The 19,230-nt window shown below is 59.6% G+C and carries 20 protein-coding genes; 11 read left to right on the forward strand and 9 right to left on the reverse strand.

What is annotated here, in order from left to right; translation table 11 throughout:
• Positions 1 to 45: 45 nt before the first annotated feature.
• Together ACFPTO_RS20355 and ACFPTO_RS20360 are read right to left on the reverse strand one after the other, a co-directional pair.
• On the reverse strand, positions 46 to 480 hold the full coding sequence (locus ACFPTO_RS20355) for a pyridoxamine 5'-phosphate oxidase family protein (RefSeq protein ID WP_377714168.1): 435 nt from the start codon (positions 478 to 480) through the stop codon (positions 46 to 48).
• Positions 481 to 528: 48 nt separating this feature from the next.
• Positions 529 to 852, reverse strand: a complete 324-nt coding sequence (locus ACFPTO_RS20360) for a DUF4148 domain-containing protein (protein ID WP_377714205.1) — start codon at positions 850 to 852, stop codon at positions 529 to 531.
• A gap of 263 nt (positions 853 to 1,115) precedes the next feature.
• Between ACFPTO_RS20360 and ACFPTO_RS20365 the strand changes: the two genes are divergently transcribed.
• From ACFPTO_RS20365 to ACFPTO_RS20375, 3 genes are all read left to right on the forward strand, one after another.
• Positions 1,116 to 1,388, forward strand: coding sequence for a metal/formaldehyde-sensitive transcriptional repressor (locus ACFPTO_RS20365; RefSeq protein WP_377714170.1), 273 nt, complete (start codon positions 1,116 to 1,118; stop codon positions 1,386 to 1,388).
• A gap of 9 nt (positions 1,389 to 1,397) precedes the next feature.
• Positions 1,398 to 2,693, forward strand: a complete 1,296-nt coding sequence (gene dmeF / locus ACFPTO_RS20370; RefSeq protein ID WP_377714172.1) for a CDF family Co(II)/Ni(II) efflux transporter DmeF — start codon at positions 1,398 to 1,400, stop codon at positions 2,691 to 2,693.
• A gap of 91 nt (positions 2,694 to 2,784) precedes the next feature.
• Positions 2,785 to 3,387: a cation efflux transmembrane domain-containing protein gene (locus ACFPTO_RS20375; RefSeq protein WP_377714174.1), complete on the forward strand. Its 603-nt coding sequence runs from the start codon at positions 2,785 to 2,787 to the stop codon at positions 3,385 to 3,387.
• Positions 3,388 to 3,587: 200 nt separating this feature from the next.
• On the opposite strand, the gene trhP is transcribed toward ACFPTO_RS20375, so the two are convergent.
• The gene (gene trhP / locus ACFPTO_RS20380) at positions 3,588 to 4,919 is read right to left on the reverse strand and encodes a prephenate-dependent tRNA uridine(34) hydroxylase TrhP (protein ID WP_377714176.1); all 1,332 of its coding nucleotides are present in this window, start codon (positions 4,917 to 4,919) and stop codon (positions 3,588 to 3,590) included.
• Positions 4,920 to 5,211: 292 nt separating this feature from the next.
• On the opposite strand from trhP, the gene ACFPTO_RS20385 reads away from it, so the two are divergent.
• Positions 5,212 to 5,451, forward strand: a complete 240-nt coding sequence (locus ACFPTO_RS20385; RefSeq protein WP_377714178.1) for a GDCCVxC domain-containing (seleno)protein — start codon at positions 5,212 to 5,214, stop codon at positions 5,449 to 5,451.
• Positions 5,452 to 5,596: 145 nt separating this feature from the next.
• On the forward strand, positions 5,597 to 7,036 hold the full coding sequence (locus ACFPTO_RS20390; protein WP_377714180.1) for a DEAD/DEAH box helicase: 1,440 nt from the start codon (positions 5,597 to 5,599) through the stop codon (positions 7,034 to 7,036).
• Between the two features lie 99 nt (positions 7,037 to 7,135).
• On the opposite strand, the gene ACFPTO_RS20395 is transcribed toward ACFPTO_RS20390, so the two are convergent.
• Positions 7,136 to 8,029: a LysR family transcriptional regulator gene (locus ACFPTO_RS20395; RefSeq protein ID WP_377714182.1), complete on the reverse strand. Its 894-nt coding sequence runs from the start codon at positions 8,027 to 8,029 to the stop codon at positions 7,136 to 7,138.
• A 100-nt stretch (positions 8,030 to 8,129) separates the two neighbouring features.
• Between ACFPTO_RS20395 and ACFPTO_RS20400 the strand changes: the two genes are divergently transcribed.
• Together ACFPTO_RS20400 and ACFPTO_RS20405 are read left to right on the forward strand one after the other, a co-directional pair.
• Positions 8,130 to 8,540, forward strand: a complete 411-nt coding sequence (locus ACFPTO_RS20400) for a (R)-mandelonitrile lyase (protein WP_377714184.1) — start codon at positions 8,130 to 8,132, stop codon at positions 8,538 to 8,540.
• Positions 8,541 to 8,551: 11 nt separating this feature from the next.
• On the forward strand, positions 8,552 to 9,535 hold the full coding sequence (locus tag ACFPTO_RS20405) for an aldo/keto reductase (protein ID WP_377714186.1): 984 nt from the start codon (positions 8,552 to 8,554) through the stop codon (positions 9,533 to 9,535).
• A 68-nt stretch (positions 9,536 to 9,603) separates the two neighbouring features.
• On the opposite strand, the gene ACFPTO_RS20410 is transcribed toward ACFPTO_RS20405, so the two are convergent.
• Positions 9,604 to 11,325, reverse strand: coding sequence for a SulP family inorganic anion transporter (locus tag ACFPTO_RS20410; RefSeq protein ID WP_377714188.1), 1,722 nt, complete (start codon positions 11,323 to 11,325; stop codon positions 9,604 to 9,606).
• A gap of 322 nt (positions 11,326 to 11,647) precedes the next feature.
• Positions 11,648 to 12,091: a hypothetical protein gene (locus tag ACFPTO_RS20415; protein ID WP_377714190.1), complete on the reverse strand. Its 444-nt coding sequence runs from the start codon at positions 12,089 to 12,091 to the stop codon at positions 11,648 to 11,650.
• Positions 12,092 to 12,573: 482 nt separating this feature from the next.
• Here ACFPTO_RS20415 and ACFPTO_RS20420 point away from each other — a divergent pair, with 482 nt between their 5' ends.
• The 3 genes from ACFPTO_RS20420 to ACFPTO_RS20430 are packed head-to-tail and all read left to right on the forward strand — an operon-like array spanning position 12,574 to position 14,947.
• Positions 12,574 to 12,891 (forward strand): DUF4148 domain-containing protein, encoded by a 318-nt coding sequence (locus tag ACFPTO_RS20420; RefSeq protein WP_377714192.1) that lies wholly within the window; start codon positions 12,574 to 12,576, stop codon positions 12,889 to 12,891.
• Positions 12,892 to 12,914: 23 nt separating this feature from the next.
• The gene (locus ACFPTO_RS20425; RefSeq protein WP_377714194.1) at positions 12,915 to 13,577 is read left to right on the forward strand and encodes a response regulator; all 663 of its coding nucleotides are present in this window, start codon (positions 12,915 to 12,917) and stop codon (positions 13,575 to 13,577) included.
• Positions 13,574 to 14,947, forward strand: a complete 1,374-nt coding sequence (locus ACFPTO_RS20430; RefSeq protein ID WP_377714196.1) for a sensor histidine kinase — start codon at positions 13,574 to 13,576, stop codon at positions 14,945 to 14,947. The genes ACFPTO_RS20425 and ACFPTO_RS20430 overlap by 4 nt, the downstream gene beginning before the upstream one ends.
• A 169-nt stretch (positions 14,948 to 15,116) precedes the next feature.
• Here ACFPTO_RS20430 and ACFPTO_RS20435 read toward each other — a convergent pair whose 3' ends face one another.
• Together ACFPTO_RS20435 and ACFPTO_RS20440 are read right to left on the reverse strand one after the other, a co-directional pair.
• A complete protein-coding gene (locus ACFPTO_RS20435) occupies positions 15,117 to 16,205 on the reverse strand; it encodes a radical SAM protein (protein ID WP_377714198.1) in 1,089 nt (362 codons plus the stop codon).
• 467 nt (positions 16,206 to 16,672) lie between these two features.
• Positions 16,673 to 17,578: a LysR family transcriptional regulator gene (locus ACFPTO_RS20440; protein ID WP_377714207.1), complete on the reverse strand. Its 906-nt coding sequence runs from the start codon at positions 17,576 to 17,578 to the stop codon at positions 16,673 to 16,675.
• A gap of 87 nt (positions 17,579 to 17,665) precedes the next feature.
• Here ACFPTO_RS20440 and ACFPTO_RS20445 point away from each other — a divergent pair, with 87 nt between their 5' ends.
• Positions 17,666 to 18,184: an SRPBCC family protein gene (locus tag ACFPTO_RS20445; RefSeq protein WP_377714200.1), complete on the forward strand. Its 519-nt coding sequence runs from the start codon at positions 17,666 to 17,668 to the stop codon at positions 18,182 to 18,184.
• Positions 18,185 to 18,415: 231 nt separating this feature from the next.
• Here ACFPTO_RS20445 and ACFPTO_RS20450 read toward each other — a convergent pair whose 3' ends face one another.
• Positions 18,416 to 18,919 (reverse strand): hypothetical protein, encoded by a 504-nt coding sequence (locus tag ACFPTO_RS20450; RefSeq protein WP_377714201.1) that lies wholly within the window; start codon positions 18,917 to 18,919, stop codon positions 18,416 to 18,418.
• Positions 18,920 to 19,230: the final 311 nt, after the last annotated feature.

Raw genomic sequence — 19,230 nt, forward strand, 5'->3', positions numbered from 1 at the left:
CTGGTCCAGCCTTGTCTTTTTCGCTGAATCCCAGGAATCAGCCCACTATAAAGTGCCTTTTACTTCTTCGTATCCAACAAAAAGGCTATAGCGTTTTGTAGTAAAGCGTATAACACAATACTCCGGATCATCGGGGCCGCTCCATTCGCTTCCCATGATCGGAAACCACATATCATTTTTGGTCTGAGCGTCGTTCAGTATTTCAGCCGTTCCCACAAGCGTTATGTTGTATTCGCTGGTGTTGACACACACGCTGGCGCGATTGCAGTTTTTAATTCGCTGCACTGAATCTCTATCGAGTGAAGTGGCAAACGTAAGCCATTTAATGCCGTCTGCTTTTGCGATGGTTAATGTCGAGGCCGTGGGATAGCCGTCTTCATCGATGAGCGCAAGAGCAGCATATCCCTCCATGCCGCCGCCAATATAGCCCGTTTTCGCATTAATGATTTCTGATGCCCTGGCGACAATATCCTGATTCATCTTTCAGATCCTTTCTGAAAAAATATTCCGTCGTGGCTCCGGGGTTTTTCACCGCGGTAGAAACTGCTGGCACTCTGTATCGAACCAGTAATTGACCAGGCGTTGCGCCGCCTGTAGATCGTCTGGGTAGTATGGATCGTCGTCCCATGGTGACGGGTTGTAGCCCGCTTTCCTCAGGGCCACGAGTTCGCTCTGGTGTTCCGCCATCGTCGGAGGCGCGTTGCTTCTAAGCGCGGCCAGGTCACGGCACTCCGTTGGGGTCAGATGTGGCCCGCCTTGTTGCCAGCCTTGTGGCGCGGTGCCGACGGCACAACCCGTCAGCAGCAGTGCCATCGCAGTGAACGTCGAGCAATTTCTCGGGAGGTTTTCCATCATGCATCTCCACGCATCTGATTGGCGCAACGCAAGCGGCGCGATGCCGCCGGTCACGTGTGACTTGCACGTCTATTTTGCCTCAGGCCCGTCACCGGAAGAGGCGCACTGTACAAAGAGAAAAAAGTCAGGAGCCGGCGCCTCGAATGACCGGCGTAAGAGCCGAACCGGCAACGCTCCAATCAAACTCTGTTCAACCGATACCTATACCCCGGTACCCTATCTGGCGTAATATAGCCCCCTACCGTATTCAGGAGGTGGTCGTGAGCCATACGATTCGCGAAAAACAGAAGCTGCTTAACCGGGTTCGCCGCATTAAGGGGCAGGTCGAGGCCGTTGAGCGCGCACTCGAAGAAGAGCGCGGCTGCATGGATGTGCTCCAACTCATTACCAGTACGCGAGGCGCGATGAACGGCCTGCTTGCCGTGGTACTTGAAGATCACATCCGAACGCATCTCGTCGACGCAGAGCCGGACGACGAGCACGGCAGCGGCACCGAGCAGCTGATTGAGGTAGTCCGCAGCTACTTCAAGTAAGAGGAAATCATGAGCAGTTTTGAAAATTCCGCTTTCGGAGCGGGGCACGATCACATCTTTCTGGGCGCGGGCCATGAAGACAACGAGCGCAGGACCTGGATGGTGATTGCGCTGTGCAGCGCGATGATGGTGGCTGAAATTGTCGGCGGCAGTCTTTTTGGCTCGCTGGCGCTCGTCGCCGATGGTCTGCACATGTCGACACATGCCGGCGCGATGCTTATCGCTGCTTTGGCGTACACCTACGCGCGCAGGTACGCGGCCGACAATCGCTTCGTATTCGGCACCGGCAAGCTGGGCGACCTTGCAGGCTTCACCAGCGCCATCGTGCTTGCCATGATCGCGCTGCTGATTGGGTACGAAGCCGTGCTGCGCTTTCTCTCGCCCGTGCCCATCCACTTCGGTCAGGCGATTCCTATCGCCGTGCTTGGGTTGCTCGTCAATCTCGCGAGCGTCTGGCTGCTGAGCGGCAACCACCATGGCCACAGTCATGGGCACAGCCACGGACACGGCCATGGTCACGGTCATGGCCATGAAGACGATCACGGTCACGAAGACGAAGTCCATCGCATCTCCGGCAGCACGGGCGTGATTGCTTTGTCGGTTTTCGAAGACTGTGTACCGCCGGTATTTCGCATTACGCCCGAAACGGTTTCCGCGAAGCTAAGCGCCGATGCTGTTTCAGTTACGACGATTCGCCCCGATGGCACGCGACAGACCTTCGCATTCGCCGATCACGGTGGCTATCTGGAGTCGACGGACGACATTCCCGAGCCGCACGCGTTCAGGGCCATCGTCCGGTTGCCTGATGGTGAGCATCAGATTGCGTTCGAGGAGCACGATCACGATCACGACGATGCACAGGCGGCCGCAAATCGCGACCACAACATCCGCTCGGCCTACATTCACGTCATTGCCGACGCGGCGGTTTCCGTGCTCGCGATTATCGGCCTTCTGCTGGCGCGTACGTTTGGCTGGGTCTGGATGGATCCGCTTGCGGGCGTAATCGGCGCCCTGGTGATTGCAAACTGGTCGTGGGGCTTGATGCGCGATACGGGCGGTATTTTGCTCGACATGAATCTGGACAGGCGCATGGCCGAGAACGTTCGTCATGTCATCGAAGACAACGGCGACACCGTGCTCGATCTCCATGTCTGGCGCGTCGGGCCGGGGCACATGAGTGCGGCGGTTTCAGTTGTCACACGAGACGCGCAACGTAGCCCAGGTTTCTATCACGCGGTGCTCAAGCGGTTCAAGGGGCTGTCGCATTTGACGGTCGAAGTCAATCCGGCCCGCCCGGCCACGTGAGCGATGGCAGTCAAATTGCCTTTCATGGAAGCGTGGTGCGAAGTGTTTCAGTGCATCCGACATTCAGACAAACGGTAACCGGGGAACAGGAATGAGCTGTGAGTGTTCTCGGATTTCGTCCAATACGGCCGCCCAACGGAAGACGATCAAGATTGCGCTGGTTCTGAATCTGGCGATGTTCGTGGTCGGTATCGTGGCGGGATGGCGTGCGCAATCGGTGGGAATTCTGTCCGACGCGCTGGACATGTTGACCGACGCGGCTGCCTATGCGCTGGCGCTGATGGCATTCACACGCGGGATGGCGTTCAAGCGGAATGCCGCCAGATGGACCGGCGGCATCCTGGTGCTACTGGGGGCGGGCATGATAGCCGAGGTGATCCGGCGCTGGTACGCCGGCAGTGAGCCGATCGGTATGGTGATGCTGGCCTATTCGGTTGTATCGTTCGCGGTCAATCTCTACGTCCTTACGCAACTGGCAAAGTACCGGCGCGGCGAGATTCATATGCGCGCGAGTTATATCTGCACGCGTGCCGATGTCCTGGCCAACATCGCGGTGTTCTTGTCGGGCGGCATCGTGCTGGCGACAGGCTTTCGTGCGGTTGACCTGCTGGTCGGGTTTGTCATCGGGCTCTATGTGCTGAGAGAGGCGGTCGAGATCCTGCGAGAAGCAAATGAGGCGAGCGCTACGATCTGAACGCCGACCTTGACGACGCAGACTCCGCTCCCATCGACCACTGCCTGCACGAGACGCTTCACGAACCGGGCTAACAGTTTTTCATTCCCCCCGCACGGTTTTTAGTTGCCGTGTTAATTCGGACCGGGAAGCGTGGCGATTTTGATTGCGCTGCGAGCGGACGCAAATGTGTCCACTCGCAGCGCCATGCAGTGTCGTTGTTACGCAGCGGTGTTGGCAGACGTGTTTTGCACTTCGTGGTCATCGGCGGTATATCGGGCCACAAGGGTCATCGGCCCGGTTTCGCCGATGTCGACGCGGACGGTGTGGCCGCTCCCAGGCGCGATATCGCAGGCTTGTCCTTCGATGTTTTCCATGCGAGTCAAGGTCAGGTCGCGCGTGCTATCCGGAGTCACGATCTCCAGCGTGTCGCCAACGGTAAAGCGATTTTTCACGTCGAGCGTCGTGAGCCCGGTCGCCGCGTCATAAGCCAGCCATTCGCCGACGAATTGCTGACGCGCGTTGCCCGAGGCGCCGCTGAGGTAGTTCTGATATTCCTCGGAGTGATGCCGCTGCAGGAAACCATCGGTGTAGCCGCGATTCGCGAGGCCGTCGAGGCGGCCGATGAGCCCCGCGTCGAACGGGCGGCCGGAGATCGCGTCGTTGATGGCGCGCGTATAGAGCTGCGCGGTACGCGCGACATAGTAGTGCGACTTGGTGCGGCCTTCGATTTTCAGGCAATCGACGCCGATATCGACCAGTCGCTGCACATGCTCAATCGCGCGCAGGTCGCGCGAATTCATCAGATACGTGCCGTGCTCGTCTTCGGACAGCTCCATCCATTCGCCGCTGCGGTTCTCTTCTTCTTCCAGCAGATACACGCGATCCGCTGCCGCGTGGCGCGGCACGTGTTCGCCTTCGGGCGTAAGTGTGGATTCGGTCATGCGATAGCTCCAGCGACACGCGTTGGTGCAGGTGCCCTGATTCGAATCGCGGTGATTGAAATAGCCGGAGAGCAAACACCGGCCGGAATACGCCATGCACAACGCGCCGTGCACGAAGACTTCGAGTTCGGTATCGGGGCACCGTTGGCGGATATCCTCGATCTCGTCAAGCGAGAGTTCGCGCGACAGGATCACCCGCGATACGCCGATCGAATTCCAGAAACGGATGCTGGCGTAATTGACGGTGTTGGCCTGCACGGAAAGGTGGACCGGCATGTCGGGCCACGCCTCGCGGACCATCATGATCAGTCCGGGGTCGGCCATGATCAGCGCATCCGGCCCAAGGGCGACCGCACCCGACAAGTCCTTGATAAAGGTGTCGACCTTGCGGTTATGCGGCATCAGATTGACGGTCAAGTAGAAGTGCTTGCCGGCGGCCCGGCACGCCTCGATACCCTTGCCGAGGAAGTCCGTGTTGCGGAACTCGTTGTTGCGCGCACGCAGGCTGTAGCGTGGCAGGCCCGCGTACACCGCATCGGCGCCGTATGCGAGAGCGTAGTTCAAGGCGCGTAGCGAGCCGGCGGGGCTGAGGAGTTGGGGGCGCTTCATGGCGTAGGCCTGCAGGACAAAACCCGCAAGGATACCAGTGTTTCCTGGGCGCACCTTGTGCCGGCCCGCGTCGGAGTGTGGCTTTTATCCAGAAGGTGGCGGGATCGCCCGGATCAGCTACTGGCTTATGCGCGTTCTGCATGCGTGCTCGCTCAGATTGATACAACTCGCACTCCGTTCGCGCGGTTCAACGGCGAGGAAATTGTGGACGCAAGTAGACTTGGTCACGACGGTGCTTGTACTCCCGCGGACGGCCTATCATATCCACTCCATACAGATGCAGGTGCTATCGATGCAAACCTCGCCGATCCTTGAGTCCGCGTTGACCTGTCCGAAGTGCGGGGACGTGTCGGTTGTCGTCATGCCGACCGACGCCTGTACCTACTTCTACGAATGCCCGAGTTGCAAGGCCCTGCTGACTCCCAAGTCTGGCGACTGTTGCGTCTTCTGTTCGTATGGCTCGGTCAAGTGTCCGCCCATGCAAGACGCACGCGCGTGCTGCGCAAAGTCTGTCCCTCAATCCGAACGTTGAGCGCCCGCTTTCCGAAAAAGCGAATGATTTCGCGCCGCCGCAGAAAGATCGGGTTGAAGCCATAGCGTAAAAGCAGGCGACATCAACAAGGGCTACGGCCCTGCGGGTAACCGCTAGAATTGCGGTTTTAGCCCGGAAAATGTCCATGTCTTTTGCCTCGCTTGGCCTGATCGATCCGTTGCAGCGCAATGTGCAGGAGCTCAATTACCAGACACCTACGCCGGTGCAGGTCAAGGCGATTCCTGCTGTGCTCAGTGGCAAGGACGTCATGGCTGCGGCGCAAACCGGTACGGGCAAAACGGCTGGTTTTGCGCTGCCGCTGTTGCAACGGCTGGTACAACACGGCCCGGCGGTGTCCAGCAACCGCGTGCGTGTTCTGGTGCTGGTGCCCACGCGTGAACTGGCCGAACAAGTGCTACAGAGCTTTATCGCTTACGGCAAAGGCCTCGACTTGCGATTTCTGGCTGCCTACGGCGGTGTGAGTATCAACCCGCAGATGATGAAGTTGCGCAAAGGCGTGGATGTGCTCGTTGCCACGCCGGGCCGCTTACTGGATCTCAATCGCCAGAACGCAGTGCAGTTCGATCAGGTGCAAACGCTGGTGCTCGATGAAGCCGATCGCATGCTGGATCTGGGCTTTGCACGCGAACTCAACGCCGTCTTTGACGCTTTGCCCGCTCAGCGCCAGACGCTGCTGTTCTCGGCCACGTTTACCGACGATATCCGCGCCATGGCGGCGAACATTCTGCGCGGCCCGGTCAATATCAGCGTCAGCCCGCCCAATGCCACGGCCAGCAAGATCAAGCAGTGGGTGGTGACGGTGGATAAAAGGAACAAGCCGGACCTTTTCATGCACCTTGTGGCTGAGAACAAGTGGGAGCACGCGCTGGTATTCGTCAAAACCCGCAATGGCGTGGAATACCTGGCGGGCATGCTGGATGAAGCGGGCTATGCGGTCGACACTATCCACGGCGACAAACCGCAACCCGCGCGCCTGCGTGCGCTGGAGCGCTTCAAGACCGGCGAAGTGAATATGCTGGTCGCCACCGATGTGGCTGCGCGCGGGCTGGATATCGACGATCTGCCGCTGGTGATCAACGTCGATCTGCCGATCGTGGCGCAAGACTATGTGCACCGCATTGGCCGTACCGGCCGCGCGGGCGCGAGCGGCGTGGCGGTGTCACTTGTGTGTGCCGATGAAGCACCGCAACTGGCCGCGATTGAAGCGCTGATCCGGCAAACGCTGCGCCGTGAAGAAGAGCCGGGTTTTGAAGCGGAACACCGCGTGCCGCAAACCAGCGCGACGGGCGAGATCATCAAGAAACCGAAAAAGCCCAAGAAGCCCAAAGTGCCGCAAGCTGCATCGGGTGCGACGCAGGTGCCCGGTAAAAGCCTGCAAGGTGGCGAAAACAAACGCAAACCTGCTGCGCAGCGCGCTGCGGCCAAGGGTATAGGAACGGGCCCGTCCAGCGCTAATCCATTCAGCGTGCAAAAGCCACGCAGCAAACCCGCTAGCAAGCCAGTTGCGGGCTCACGTAAGCCGGCTGGCAAACCCGCTGGTGGCCGGGGCAAACGCCAACCGTGATTCATGGAGATGAGTAACGGCAGCCCTGCAACAGGCTGGCGGGTAATGGCGCACTGAATCAGGATCCGTGCCAACTTCGGGGCCGAATGGCCGCTGAACCTAGATCCCTCGACGCAGTGCGTTAGCGACGACAACGAACGCTGGCGTCGGCTGGCGGCGGCTCGGGTAATACAGGTGAAACCCGGGAAACGGCGCGCACCAGTCGGACAGCACCCGCACTAGCTGCCCGCTTTCGAGCTGCGACAAGACCCGTTGTTCGGGAACGTAGGCGAGACCGACGCCAGCAAGCGCGGCTTTCGTCGCCATCGTCGCGCTATTGAAGACAAGTTGCCCTTCGACGCGCACGTTCAACTCGCGCTCACCCTTCTTGAACTCCCACGCGTAAATGCCACCGGCCGTTGGCAGCCGGATATTGATGCAGTTATGCGCCGTCAAATCTCGCGGTGTCTTCGGCTTGGGATGCGTGGCGAAATAACCTGGCGTGCCAACGACGGCCATGCGCACGTCGGGGCTGATCCGAACGGCAACCATGTCTCTCGCAACCTGCTCTCCGAGCCGCACGCCTGCATCCAGCCGTTGTTCGACAATGTCCGTGAGTCCGTTGTCGATGATGATTTCAATCGTTATGTCCGGATAGTCGGGCAGAAGCTTTTCAATAACCGGCCACAAAAGCAGTTCTGTCGCGTGTTCTCCGGCGGCAATGCGCACAGTGCCCGCCGGTGTATCCCGCAAGGCGGTGAGCGCATTTAACTCCGCCTCGATCTCGTCAAGCCGGGGGCCGACCGACTGTATCAGCCGTTCGCCCGCTTCCGTTGGTGCGATATTGCGCGTTGTCCGCGTCAAAAGGCGAAGTCCGAGCCGCGCTTCCAGGTTACGCACGGTCTGGCTCAGCGCAGACTGTGAAACGCCGAGTTTCGCGGCTGCCCTGGTAAAGCTGCCCTCGCGTGCGACGGACAGAAATGCGGAGATATCGGAGAGATCGGAGCGCGCCATTTATAAGCCCACCTTCTAGCTTTATGCGGATTTTAGCTCTTTATCGCAAGAAGCCACGTTGCTACATTGAACGTCGCAGCAACTATTGCAAGGAGCACTCATGCAGATCACCCGATGCGGTTCTCAGTCGTCTGTGACTGGACCGGCCGACTATTTCACCGGAACGGTAAGGATCGACGCGCCATTCGCAGGCGAGCAGCCTGCCCGCATTGGCGGCGCAACCGTGACATTCGAACCGGGTGCGCGGACCGCGTGGCATACGCATCCGTTCGGTCAGACGCTTTTGGTGACCGCAGGCTGCGGCTGGGTCCAGCGCGATGGCGGACCGGTCGAGGAAATCCGGTCAGGCGACATCGTCTGGATCGCCCCTGGGGAAAAGCACTGGCACGGCGCGACCGCCACCACGGCGATGACGCATATCGCCATTGCTGAAAGCCAGAACGGCAGTCCGGTCGAATGGATGGAGAAGGTTACGGACGAGCAGTATCAAGCGGGTGTCACCGCAAGCTAAGGAGCCGGGAAATGTACAAACGTATGCTTGGAAAGAGCGGACTTGAAGTCTCCGCGGTCGGTCTCGGCTGCATGGGGCTCAGCTATGGCTATGGGCCTGCAACGGAGAAGGCCGACGCAATCGAACTCATTCGCTCCGCCTTCGATCAGGGCGTGACCTTTTTCGACACCGCCGAAGCCTATGCGCAGGGCGCGAATGAAACACTGCTCGGCGAGGCGCTGGAGCCGTTTCGCGACCAGGTTGTGATCGCAACCAAGTTCGGCTTCGAAGGCGGTGACGTTCAGAAGGGTGTCAACAGCAGGCCGGACAATATCCGCGCGGTGACGGACGCGGCGCTCAAACGGCTGCGCACGGATCGCATCGATCTGCTCTATCAGCATCGGGTCGATCCGGATGTGCCGATGGAGGATGTCGCCGGCGCGGTCAAAGACCTGATTCAACAGGGCAAGGTCAGGCATTTCGGCATGTCGGAAGCGGGCGTCGAGTCGATCCGCCGTGCGCATGCCGTGCAGCCGGTCGCGGCGCTGCAAAGCGAATATTCGCTGTGGTGGCGCGAACCGGAAAAAGAAATCCTGCCCCTGCTCGAAGAACTCGGCATCGGTTTTGTGCCCTTTAGCCCGCTCGGCAAGGGCTTCCTGACTGGCGCGATTAACGCAAACACGAGCTTCGATAAAACCGACTTCCGCAATGTCGTGCCGCGCTTCTCCGAAGACAACCGCAAGGCCAATCAGGCGCTCGTCGACGTGCTCAAGCAGATCGCCGCGAGTCTGAATGCGACGCCGGCGCAGGTCGCGCTCGCGTGGCTGCTCGCACAAAAGCCGTGGCTAGTGCCGATTCCGGGCACGACAAAGCTGCATCGATTGAGGGAAAACATCGGCGGTGCCGCGATCGAGCTAACGCCCGGCAATCTGGGCGACATCGATGCGCAGCTTTCGAACATCCCCGTGCAAGGCGAGCGATACCCTGCACATCTGCAGGCGCGCGTCGGCAGGTAACGCGTCTGCACCCAACGCGCTGGCAAGCGCCCGGTAGGGTCGCCGACGACAACGTTGCTCACACAACGTCAGTCTTCCCAGTCGCGCCACTCGACGTCGTATTCATCAACGTACGCCGCCACCGCGGCACCCACGGTCGGGAAGAAATGGGCCGCACCGATCTTGTCGAACAATTGATAGCGGGATAACAGATCCTTGACCGGGCCCTTCATTTCCGCGAAGTTCAGGTCGATCCCGCGCTTGCGGAGGAGTTGGTGGAGATCGGTCAGGACGCTGGCCGCGGTGACGTCGATGTCTGTGACCGGCTCGGCCGCGAGGACGAGCCAGCGCGTCGGTGTACTGGCGTTCGAGATGGCCTGTAAAACGCGATCACGAAATATTTCCGCGTTTGCGAAAAAGAGCGGTGCGTCCCAGCGGTACAGGAGAAGCCCGGGGACGCAGCGAGCCTGCGGATGGCGCACGATGTCGTGATAGCCCTTGCGTCCGTCAACGCGCCCCAGCACGGCATCGTATGGGCGCCACGCACGCCACACGAACGCAAGCAGCGCGAGGGCAACCGCAAAGAAGATGCCATGCACTACGCCGACCAGCGCGACGCCCACGAAGCAAACAGCCGACTGGACGAACTCGCTCGGGCGCAGACGCAACAGGCCGACTACGCTTCGCACCTCGAACAGCCCGATTCCGGCTGCCACGACCACGGCTCCGAGCGCGGCGGTCGGCAACGAGCGAACCAGCTTCGGCGCGAACAACAGCAACGCGCACACACACAATGCGGCTACAACGCCCGTCAGTTGCGTCTTCGCGCCGGACGATTCCGCAACGGGCGTACGTGATGCGCTGCTGGTCACCGGGAAGCCCTGCAGCAGGCCGCAAACGATGTTGGCCGCGCCGAGGGCGACCAACTCCTGATCGCGATCGACATTCCTGCCGCTGTCGCGGGTCGCGAAGACGCGCGAGAGCACGCTGATGTCGGTCAGTGAGATCAGTGCCACGGCGGCCGCACCCGGCAACAGGGCAATGATGTCGTCGAGCGGCACGAGCGGCAGCGCGGGCGGCGGCAGCCCTTGCGGCAAGCTGCTGACGACAGCCACATGCGCGCGCCACGCAAGGTCGAACCACTCGACAACGGCCGTTGCGCCCACAACAGCGATAAAAATGCCCGGCACGCGCGGCAACCACAGCTTGCACGCGAAGATGATGAAGAGACAGCCGAAGCCGAGCATGCAGGTCACGCCGTTGACTGCGCCGCTGGCGACGCCGCGTACGAGGCCGGCCACGCCCTCCACGAGACTGCTGCCGCCGACGTCGAAGCCCAGCAGTTTCGGTGTCTGGCCAATCACGATCGTGAGGGCGACGCCGTTGATGTAGCCGTCACGAATCGGCTTCGAGAGCAGGTCCGTGACGAAGCCGAGATGGAACAGCCCAACGACGACGCAGAACGCGCCGGACAGTATCGCGAGCATGCCGGCGAGCGCCATCAGACGTTCAGGATGTGCGGCGGCGAGCGGAACGACAATCGACGCGATCAGCGCAGCGAGGCCCGAATCGGGCCCGAGAACGAGCAGGCGGCTCGGCCCGAACAGCGCGTATGCGATCATGGCCGCGATCGTTGCATAGAGGCCGCTGATTGGCGGCAGGTGTGCAGCCTCCGCGTAGCCCATGCCGGCAGGCACCACGATGGCCATCAGGACGATACCGGCAACGATGTCCTTGATCAGCCAGCGAGGCCGGTATCCGAGGAGCACCGCGATGCCGGGAACGCGGCGCAGATAGCGCCTTTCCTGCACGCCGGTGGTATCCGCTCGGGCTGGCGAGCGACTCAACGCCTCGCCCCAAAACGGAAGGGCTGGCGGCGATTTCCGGTCACCCAACGCAACTGCATGGACGCACCTCCGTTGAAATGTCGCACTGCGCCATACCGGGCGAGAAACGACATTCCCTACGATAGCGCACCCTGCAGGCAACAGAGGCGCAACGCGTTGGGGGCGGTGTGCGAATAATGGAGTCTGTGTCCGGCTGAAAGGCGTCCGTCTGCCCCTGGGCGCTCAGGAGGCGTCAATCCGGTCGAATTCAGGCGCGCGCGAAATGATTGGCTTTTGTCAAAACCAGTCATTTGGTCGGGCTGACAATAAATGTGGCGTGCATGGCGTCGCGAAAGTGTCCTGGTTCATTACAGAACGCGATATAGCGGCCTGGTTTGAGCATGAGCCGTGCAGTTACCGTCTCCCGGGGATTGAGGTCCTCAACGCCTTGCAGTGCTCGCAGGCGTGCTTCGTTGACCTGCTGCGTCTTTTGATCATACGGCAGCGCGGCGCCGGCTTCGGACCACGGCAAAATCATGAATTCGTGCTTCATCGTGCGCGATTCATTCAGGATTGTGAACTCGACCGGTCCGGCTGGTACGGTGGACGGCACCAACGTCAACGACATGCCAGCGCTTGCTCCATCTGAAAGGCGGACCTTCACCGCGGCAGGTTCGGCAGCAAGTGCACCTGCTGACGCCGCGAAGAGACAGACAGTCAAAAGTGTTTGAAACACGTTCCTCGTCAGCATGATCGCCCTCCCATTTGACTACGATAATTCCGTGTGTCCGAGCTACCGCCGCAGGCGCGACGCCGGTTGATGCGATTGCCGTTGACGCAACACGGCGGACCTGATGCTTTCGGCGCGAAAGCTCCGGCGCTCCACAAATGGATTTGGTGACCAAGGTACGGCTATTTGGCTTAAGGTTGGCTTATGACCGCTGTCGATTTCAGATTCTCAAAGTACAACCAGGAAATTTAAAAAATATAATAGAAACGGCGAACAGTGGAATCATTACTCGCTATCGGACGCAGGCCCTCGCCACATCGTGGATACGATAAACGGTGATCGGTCACCCTTATGGCACGTTCGTCAGGTCATTGAGAGATTGCGCCCGACGCCTGGGATGAGCGGGGCGTTAACCGTGGCTTAATTCTGCGGCATCAAACTGTGATCACTGGGAGCCAGCATTCCAGTACGCCCAGAAGGGCTTAAACACGGAGGTATTTCTCATGAACACGATCATCAAGACGCTTGCTCTTGCGCTTGCTATCGCCGCACCAGCCGTGTCGTTCGCTCAATCGACAAACGGTCCATTAACCCGCGCGCAGGTCGAACAACAATTGATACAAATGAAAGATGCCGGTTACAAGTCGAGCAAGAACCAGTATCCTGCGGATATTCAGGCCGCCGAGTCGCGCATGGCCGCGCAACAGGCCACTGCGTCCAATCCTGGTGCGACTAGCTACGGTGGCGCTGCGATCGGCACGTCGCAAACTGGCGACCGCGTTTCGCGTCGCGCGTGGAATGAAGAGTACCGTCATCGCTGAGGTACCGATATTAGAACGAGTGTATGCGGATACTTCTGGTAGAAGACGATGAGTTGATTGGAAGTGGTCTGCAGCAGGGGCTGCAGGGCGAGGGCTTCGCTGTGGATTGGGTTCATGACGGCGACGCGGCGTCCCTCGCCTTGCGTACGACATCGTACGGGCTCGTCCTGCTCGACCTTGGCCTGCCAAAACAGGATGGGCTCACCTTGCTCACGCGATTGCGCGAGCGAAACGACGATACGCCAGTCATTATCATCACCGCCCGCGATGCCGTTCCTGATCGCGTGGCCGGTCTCGATGGAGGCGCCGACGATTATCTCGTCAAGCCATTTGCTCTCGATGAATTGCTTGCTCGCATGCGTGTTGTGAATCGACGGCAGGCAGGTCGCGCACAAACGGCATTACAGGCTGGATCGCTTCGGCTTGATCCGGCCCAGCATCGGGTCTGGGTGCGCGACGAGGAGATATTCCTCACTACCCGTGAGTTCGCGCTGTTGCAGGAGCTGATGCAGGATCCGAATACAATCGTTTCCCGTGAGCAGCTTGAAGAGCGCCTTTACGGCTGGAACGAAGAAGTCGAGAGCAACACGATCCAGGTACATATCCATAATCTGCGCCGCAAGCTGGGCACAGGGGCGATTCGTAATGTACGCGGCGTGGGCTACAAGATGGGAGAGATTGCGTGATATCTCTGCGTCGGCGTCTGCTGATCTGGCTGCTGCCCGCCGCGCTGCTCGCGGGATTGCTTGCCAGCGCAGCGACCTACTGGGGCGCGCTCGGGGAACTGGACGAGCTACTCGACGACCAGCTCAAGGGCATTGCGCAGCACGTCGTGGTCGAACCCGATGGACGACTCTCATTGAGAGGCATGCAGGGCGCCAACGAGGACCGGCTATCCGGACAGCAATCGCACGCAGTGCTGCTTCAGGTCTGGCGTGGATCGACGGCCGTGTTCAGCAGCGACCGCGATTCGCCCCTGCCGCCGCCAACTGGCGCCGGGTTCGCCGATCTCTCGGTCAATGGCCAACTGTGGCATTCCTATGCCACCCGTAATGGCGACGTGATCGTACGGGTTGCCCAGGCGCGACGGGCGCGCTGGGAGGCGGTGGCAGAGATTGCGATGCATCTGCTCTGGCCCGTGCTATCGCTGGTGCCCGTGCTTGCGCTGTTTTTGTGGTTTGGTATCGGTTACGGCTTGCGGCCATTGCGAAAGATCGCCGCCAACCTGAAGCGACGCGATGCGAACAACATGCATGCGATCGGCACGGCGGCCATGCCGGGGGAAGTCATACCACTGGTTGATGCAATCAACGATCTGCTGTGGCGTCTCGATCATGCGTTTACGGCCCAACGTCAATTCATCGCCGATGCTGCGCATGAGCTTCGTACGCCCATCATGGGACTGACGCTTCAGGCTGACCTGCTGCCACGGGCCGCGAGCGCCACGGAGCGCGACGCAATCACCGCGCAGATTCGCACAGGCACCGCGCGCCTTGCCCATCTCGCAGAGCAATTGCTGACGCTTGCCAGACTTTCGCCCGAATCGCCTACGCCCGACTTCAGCGAGGTCGATCTGACCGCACTCGCGCGGGGCGTGATCAGCGACCGCGTGCGGTACGCGGAGATGAACCAGATCGATCTGGGATTGGTTGCGTCGGGTGTCGTGAAGACAAGGGGCAATGCCGACAGTCTTCGCATCTTGCTCAACAACCTGGTCGACAATGCAATTCGCTATGCAGGCCTGCAAGCACGCGTTGACGTCCTCGTGAATCGCGAAGATGGCTGCGCGACGCTCAAGGTATCCGATACCGGTCCCGGTATTCCCGAGGAAGACCGGGAGCTTGTTTGGGAGCGTTTTTATCGCGGTAGTGGTCACGCAGCGTCGGGTAGTGGACTGGGCCTGTCGATTGTCAGGCGCATCGCCGAACAGCATCGAGCCATCGTCTCGCTCGGGAGCGGAGAAAACGATCGAGGGCTGGTGGTGAGCCTGCGTTTTCCGCCGACCACACCGAGTGTCGCGGAGCAGGGAAGACGGCACGGCGCGATAGTCGGTTAGTGACTGGCCTGTCCCGCGGGCCGGCAGCCTTGCCGGTAGCGATCTTCAGCACGTGCGCGTAATTCATCGCCGTACTGGGATCGCTGCGGCCGGGCACTCTTGCACGGTGCGGATATCGCTATTACCCTGAAGCGGGTACGTTACTCACCCGGCAAACCGGGTGACGTGTTCAGGGCATGATTTCGACATACTCATACACTTCGCAGTCGGTAATCTGCTTGCGCGCGGCGAGCGGCAAGGCGGCAAACCATTCCGCCGGACGGTGTCTGTCGATTTCCTGGCCCATGAAGCGCACCAGCTCGCAGATCGGGTCGGTCACATTCTTGCGGTAGCGCTCGTCGCCTTTGACGTATGCCATGTAAAGATTCTTCATGCAGTTGCCGCGGCACCAGGAAAAGGCTTCGCAACTGCTACAGGGCATATTCGGATGCGGCTGCAACGGACTCGGCCGGAGCCAGTTTCCATTCAGATCGCCCTGCAGCATTTCCGGCAGGTGCATCATGTCGGGGCAGGGATAGATTTTGCCGTCCGGCATCACGTTCAGGATGTGCGTCGATACGCGGCATTGGGTTTTGCCGTCATACAGTTCCGCCGCGCGTTTGGGCATGACCTTGTTCCGGACCGCACCCATGAGCGGGATGATCGGATAGACGTGTTCGGTGGAAGCAAAGAAGCGCTCGATCAGCTTCGACAGAACGGCCTTGCGGCCTTCGACGGCTTGCGCGGTATAAGCTTCGCCAGCCACAAACTGGAAATACACATAGTCAAAGGCCTCAGCCAGTGCGTCGATTTCCTCGAACGTGATCGCGTCGTTGCTCCACGTCATACGAGCGGTCACCGTGCCGCCGATGCGGTCGCGGGTTTCCCTGAGATTTTTCTGTACCTGGCGGTAAATGCCCCGGCCGCGATAACCATCGGTCGTTTGTTCGCCGCCGTCGATCGAGACGAGGATGTTCGACAGCTTCGCCAGCATATTGTCAGGCAGCTTGTCGAGCAGGGTGCCGTTGGACTGGAGCTGGAAGCGAAAATTCGGATAACGCGTCATGACTTCCTGCATGAACGCCTTGTTCAAGGTCGGTTCGCCGCCGTAAAAGGTGACATAGACGTCGTACCCATCCAGATGCTTCTGGATGAAATTGTCCAGCGCTTCCATCGAATAGGTCACATTGCCCTGCGATTCCAGCACGCCACCCTCGGAAATGGAGCAATACGTACATTTGAGGTTGCAGTGCAGCGTCGTCAGCAATTGCAGTTCCACGCGGCTGCCAACAATCGGCGGCCGGTCGTCGGCCTGCGGCTTCGGTTGCGTCGGGAAAAATACGAGCGGGGTGGAATTCATGAAGGGTAAATCTGCTTGTTTTGGTGGTTGTGAGAGCGGACGGAAGGGTAGAGCATCGGCTCATCCACCAACAATCTGTTATTTGAATATATTGATGTCAATCAAGAAAATAAAATTGGTAAATTTGCAGTACTGATAGGCACGAGTTCGACGAAAACTATTTAATGCAATTGCAAGGTTTCCCGACGAAAACGCAGATCCTTCAGTTGGCGGATCCGCGCTCGCCCATGAAGTCTGGCCGCGCGCGATGCAGCATTTGTTGCTCGTCCACTCAGGTTCACCACGCGCCGCTCATAGCTCGATTGACTCCACCACGGCGTGGCCTTATCGCGGAGGCCAGTCAGAAATCTTTCACATACAGCAGTGACGTATCAGGCCCAGTTAATTCATTGCGTGGCGGACGTCCTGAACAACGCTTCTCGCGCCCACCGATGCGCCGCATCATGATGTGTGCGCTCGTGCCATGCCATGGATTTTTTGAAGCCGGGTATGTCCAATGGCGGCGCGATTTGCGCGAGGCCATCGGCATGGGCAACCAGTCGGCTCGGCACAACGGCGATCAGATCGCTTTGACGCAAGATCTCGGGCAGCACGAGAAAACTCGTCACCGATAGCGCAACGCGGCGCGTGCGCCCGAGTCTGGCCAGCGCATCGTCGGTGACGCCCTGGAAGCTGCCGCCTGTATATGACACGAGCGCGTGATCGAGCGCGCAGAAGCGATCGAGCGTGAGCTTGCCGCGTCGAATCGCAGGGTGGTTGGCGCGCGTAACGCAAACATAGTGCTCGTCAAAAAGACGTCTCGCGTGCAGATCTGCTGGAGCGTCGTCCGGTGTGACGAGCGCGAGGTCGATCTCGCCGCGCTCCAGTTGTGCATGCAACCATTTGTCCTGCACGGGGAGCACGGCCACGCGGATACCGGGTGCCTCGCGTCGCAACAGAGAGAGAAACGGCACTACGACCGCCTGCAGTGCATAGTCGGTCGCCGCCAGGGTCAACACCATGTCCGCGGTGGCTGGTTCGAAGACCTGTGGACGCAGCAGATTTTCGACTTCACTGAGGATCTGCTTGACGGGCCCCGCCAGTGCGAGCGCCCGCTCCGTGGGGATAATGCCGCGCTGCGTACGGACGAATAACGGATCATCAAAACGCTCACGCAGGCGCGTGAGCATGCCGCTGACCGCTGGCTGCGTCAGTGCAAGCCGTTGCGCGGCACGCGTGACGTTACGCTCGTCGAGCAGGGCGTCCAATGCCTTGAGGAGATTCAGGTCCAGCGTTCTGATATCAGCTTTCATGATGGCAGAGATACAAATCCACGATTGGATTGATTTCAGAATAATAGCCATCATGAAATCCGTCCATCACGGAGCCGCAACATGCAAATGAACGCCATCCTCTGGCCCGAAGGCTATGTGCCGGGCTTGACCGACAATTTCGCTTCCAACGAGGTTATCGTTGCGGGTCTCTGCGCGGCCGACGTCTGGCCGCTGTTGAGTACGCCGTCGTGCTGGCCAACCTATTACCGGAATGCCGCGCATGTCCGCTTCTACGGCGGTAAAGGTCCGGCATTGGAAGACGGTGCACGGTTCTACTTCGAGACTTTCGGCTTTCCGGTTGAGGCGCGCTGCAACGAATATGTGCCGCCGGCTGATGGTCGACCGGGGCGCGTGGCGTGGCACGGCTGGGCTGGCGAGGAGGGGGGCGATACGCGCCTGGACGTGCATCATGCGTGGCTGGTCGAGGATCTCGATGGCGGCCGCGTGCGTGTACTTACACAGGAAACGCAACGGGGTAAGCCAGCACGGGATTTGCGTGCTGCGCACCCCAATCCCATGATCAACGGTCATCAGGATTGGCTCGACGGCCTGGTCGATGCTGCCTTGAAGGCTAAGGTGAAGTGAGGGTTGTGGCTGCGTGGATTTCGATCTGATTTTCGCGCGGCTTATGCGTCCTCCAGCTGCCTTCTTATTTGTTTATTATCGCCCCCCTGGTTGATCAATCCGAGGGATCAACCGGTTGAATCCACAGCCAGTTTCGGTCAGTCGAAATGGCTGTCTACCTTGTACTTACGTCCGACCAATCATGCTTACGACGATCCACCAACACTGGGTCATACGCTTGCCGAACGCACGTCATTGACCAACTCGTCGTTTTTGAGCATGCAGGTAGTTCATTGTGTCGGAATAGCTAAGCAAGACCACCCCATCGCACGTAACGGCATAAATCCAATAACTCATTAGAGAACCCGGATTCGGAAGCAACTCGAGGGTTGTCTTCGTGCACGTGATTAGGCGTGGCAGCATGCTGCTGTCGAACGGACCGGTGTCGCGCACGTAAAGCGACTTTCCTTCATAAATCGGGAAGGTAACGAATGTAGCAAGTGCAACGCGGCCATCGTCAAAACGAATTTCTACGTGCGGAATGTGATCCGATACGCGCGTAATGCGACCGGCCGTGTGTACTAGCTCGTGCTCAGTCCGTGCCGCAACCATGTTGTATTCGGAACGATGCTTCAATCCGACGAAGGAGATGAAGCCAACAATGGCGATCAGAATTACGAGCAGAAGATAGCCCCACTGCTTTCGCGTGGTCGGTAGATCGTAAAATGGCAACTCGCCGCCGAGGACGTCTGGCACTACGGCTGCTACAACCGCAACTACCATTGTTCCCTTCGCCAAGCCGCTGAAGAATCCCTCGGCAACCCGAGCGGACATTGGCGTGCGGTCGCGCAATTCTTTTTACCCCCTTCGCCTGAACACGATAGGCACTGTACCCCGAGGGTCGCAATTAGGGTAGGCCTCGATCTTCACGCAGAACGACCGCTTTCGGGCGACTTGAAGGACCGCTACGGGTTGGCTACGGCCGACCGTATCAGACTGCAGTCGTTAAGGGTTATTGGACGTCTGCCCTCAACCACATGGCCGTGAGTGTGCCGCGGCGCGTGTGG

It is taken from the genome of Paraburkholderia denitrificans, from assembly GCF_042655705.1.
Classification (GTDB): Bacteria; Pseudomonadota; Gammaproteobacteria; order Burkholderiales; family Burkholderiaceae; genus Paraburkholderia; species Paraburkholderia denitrificans.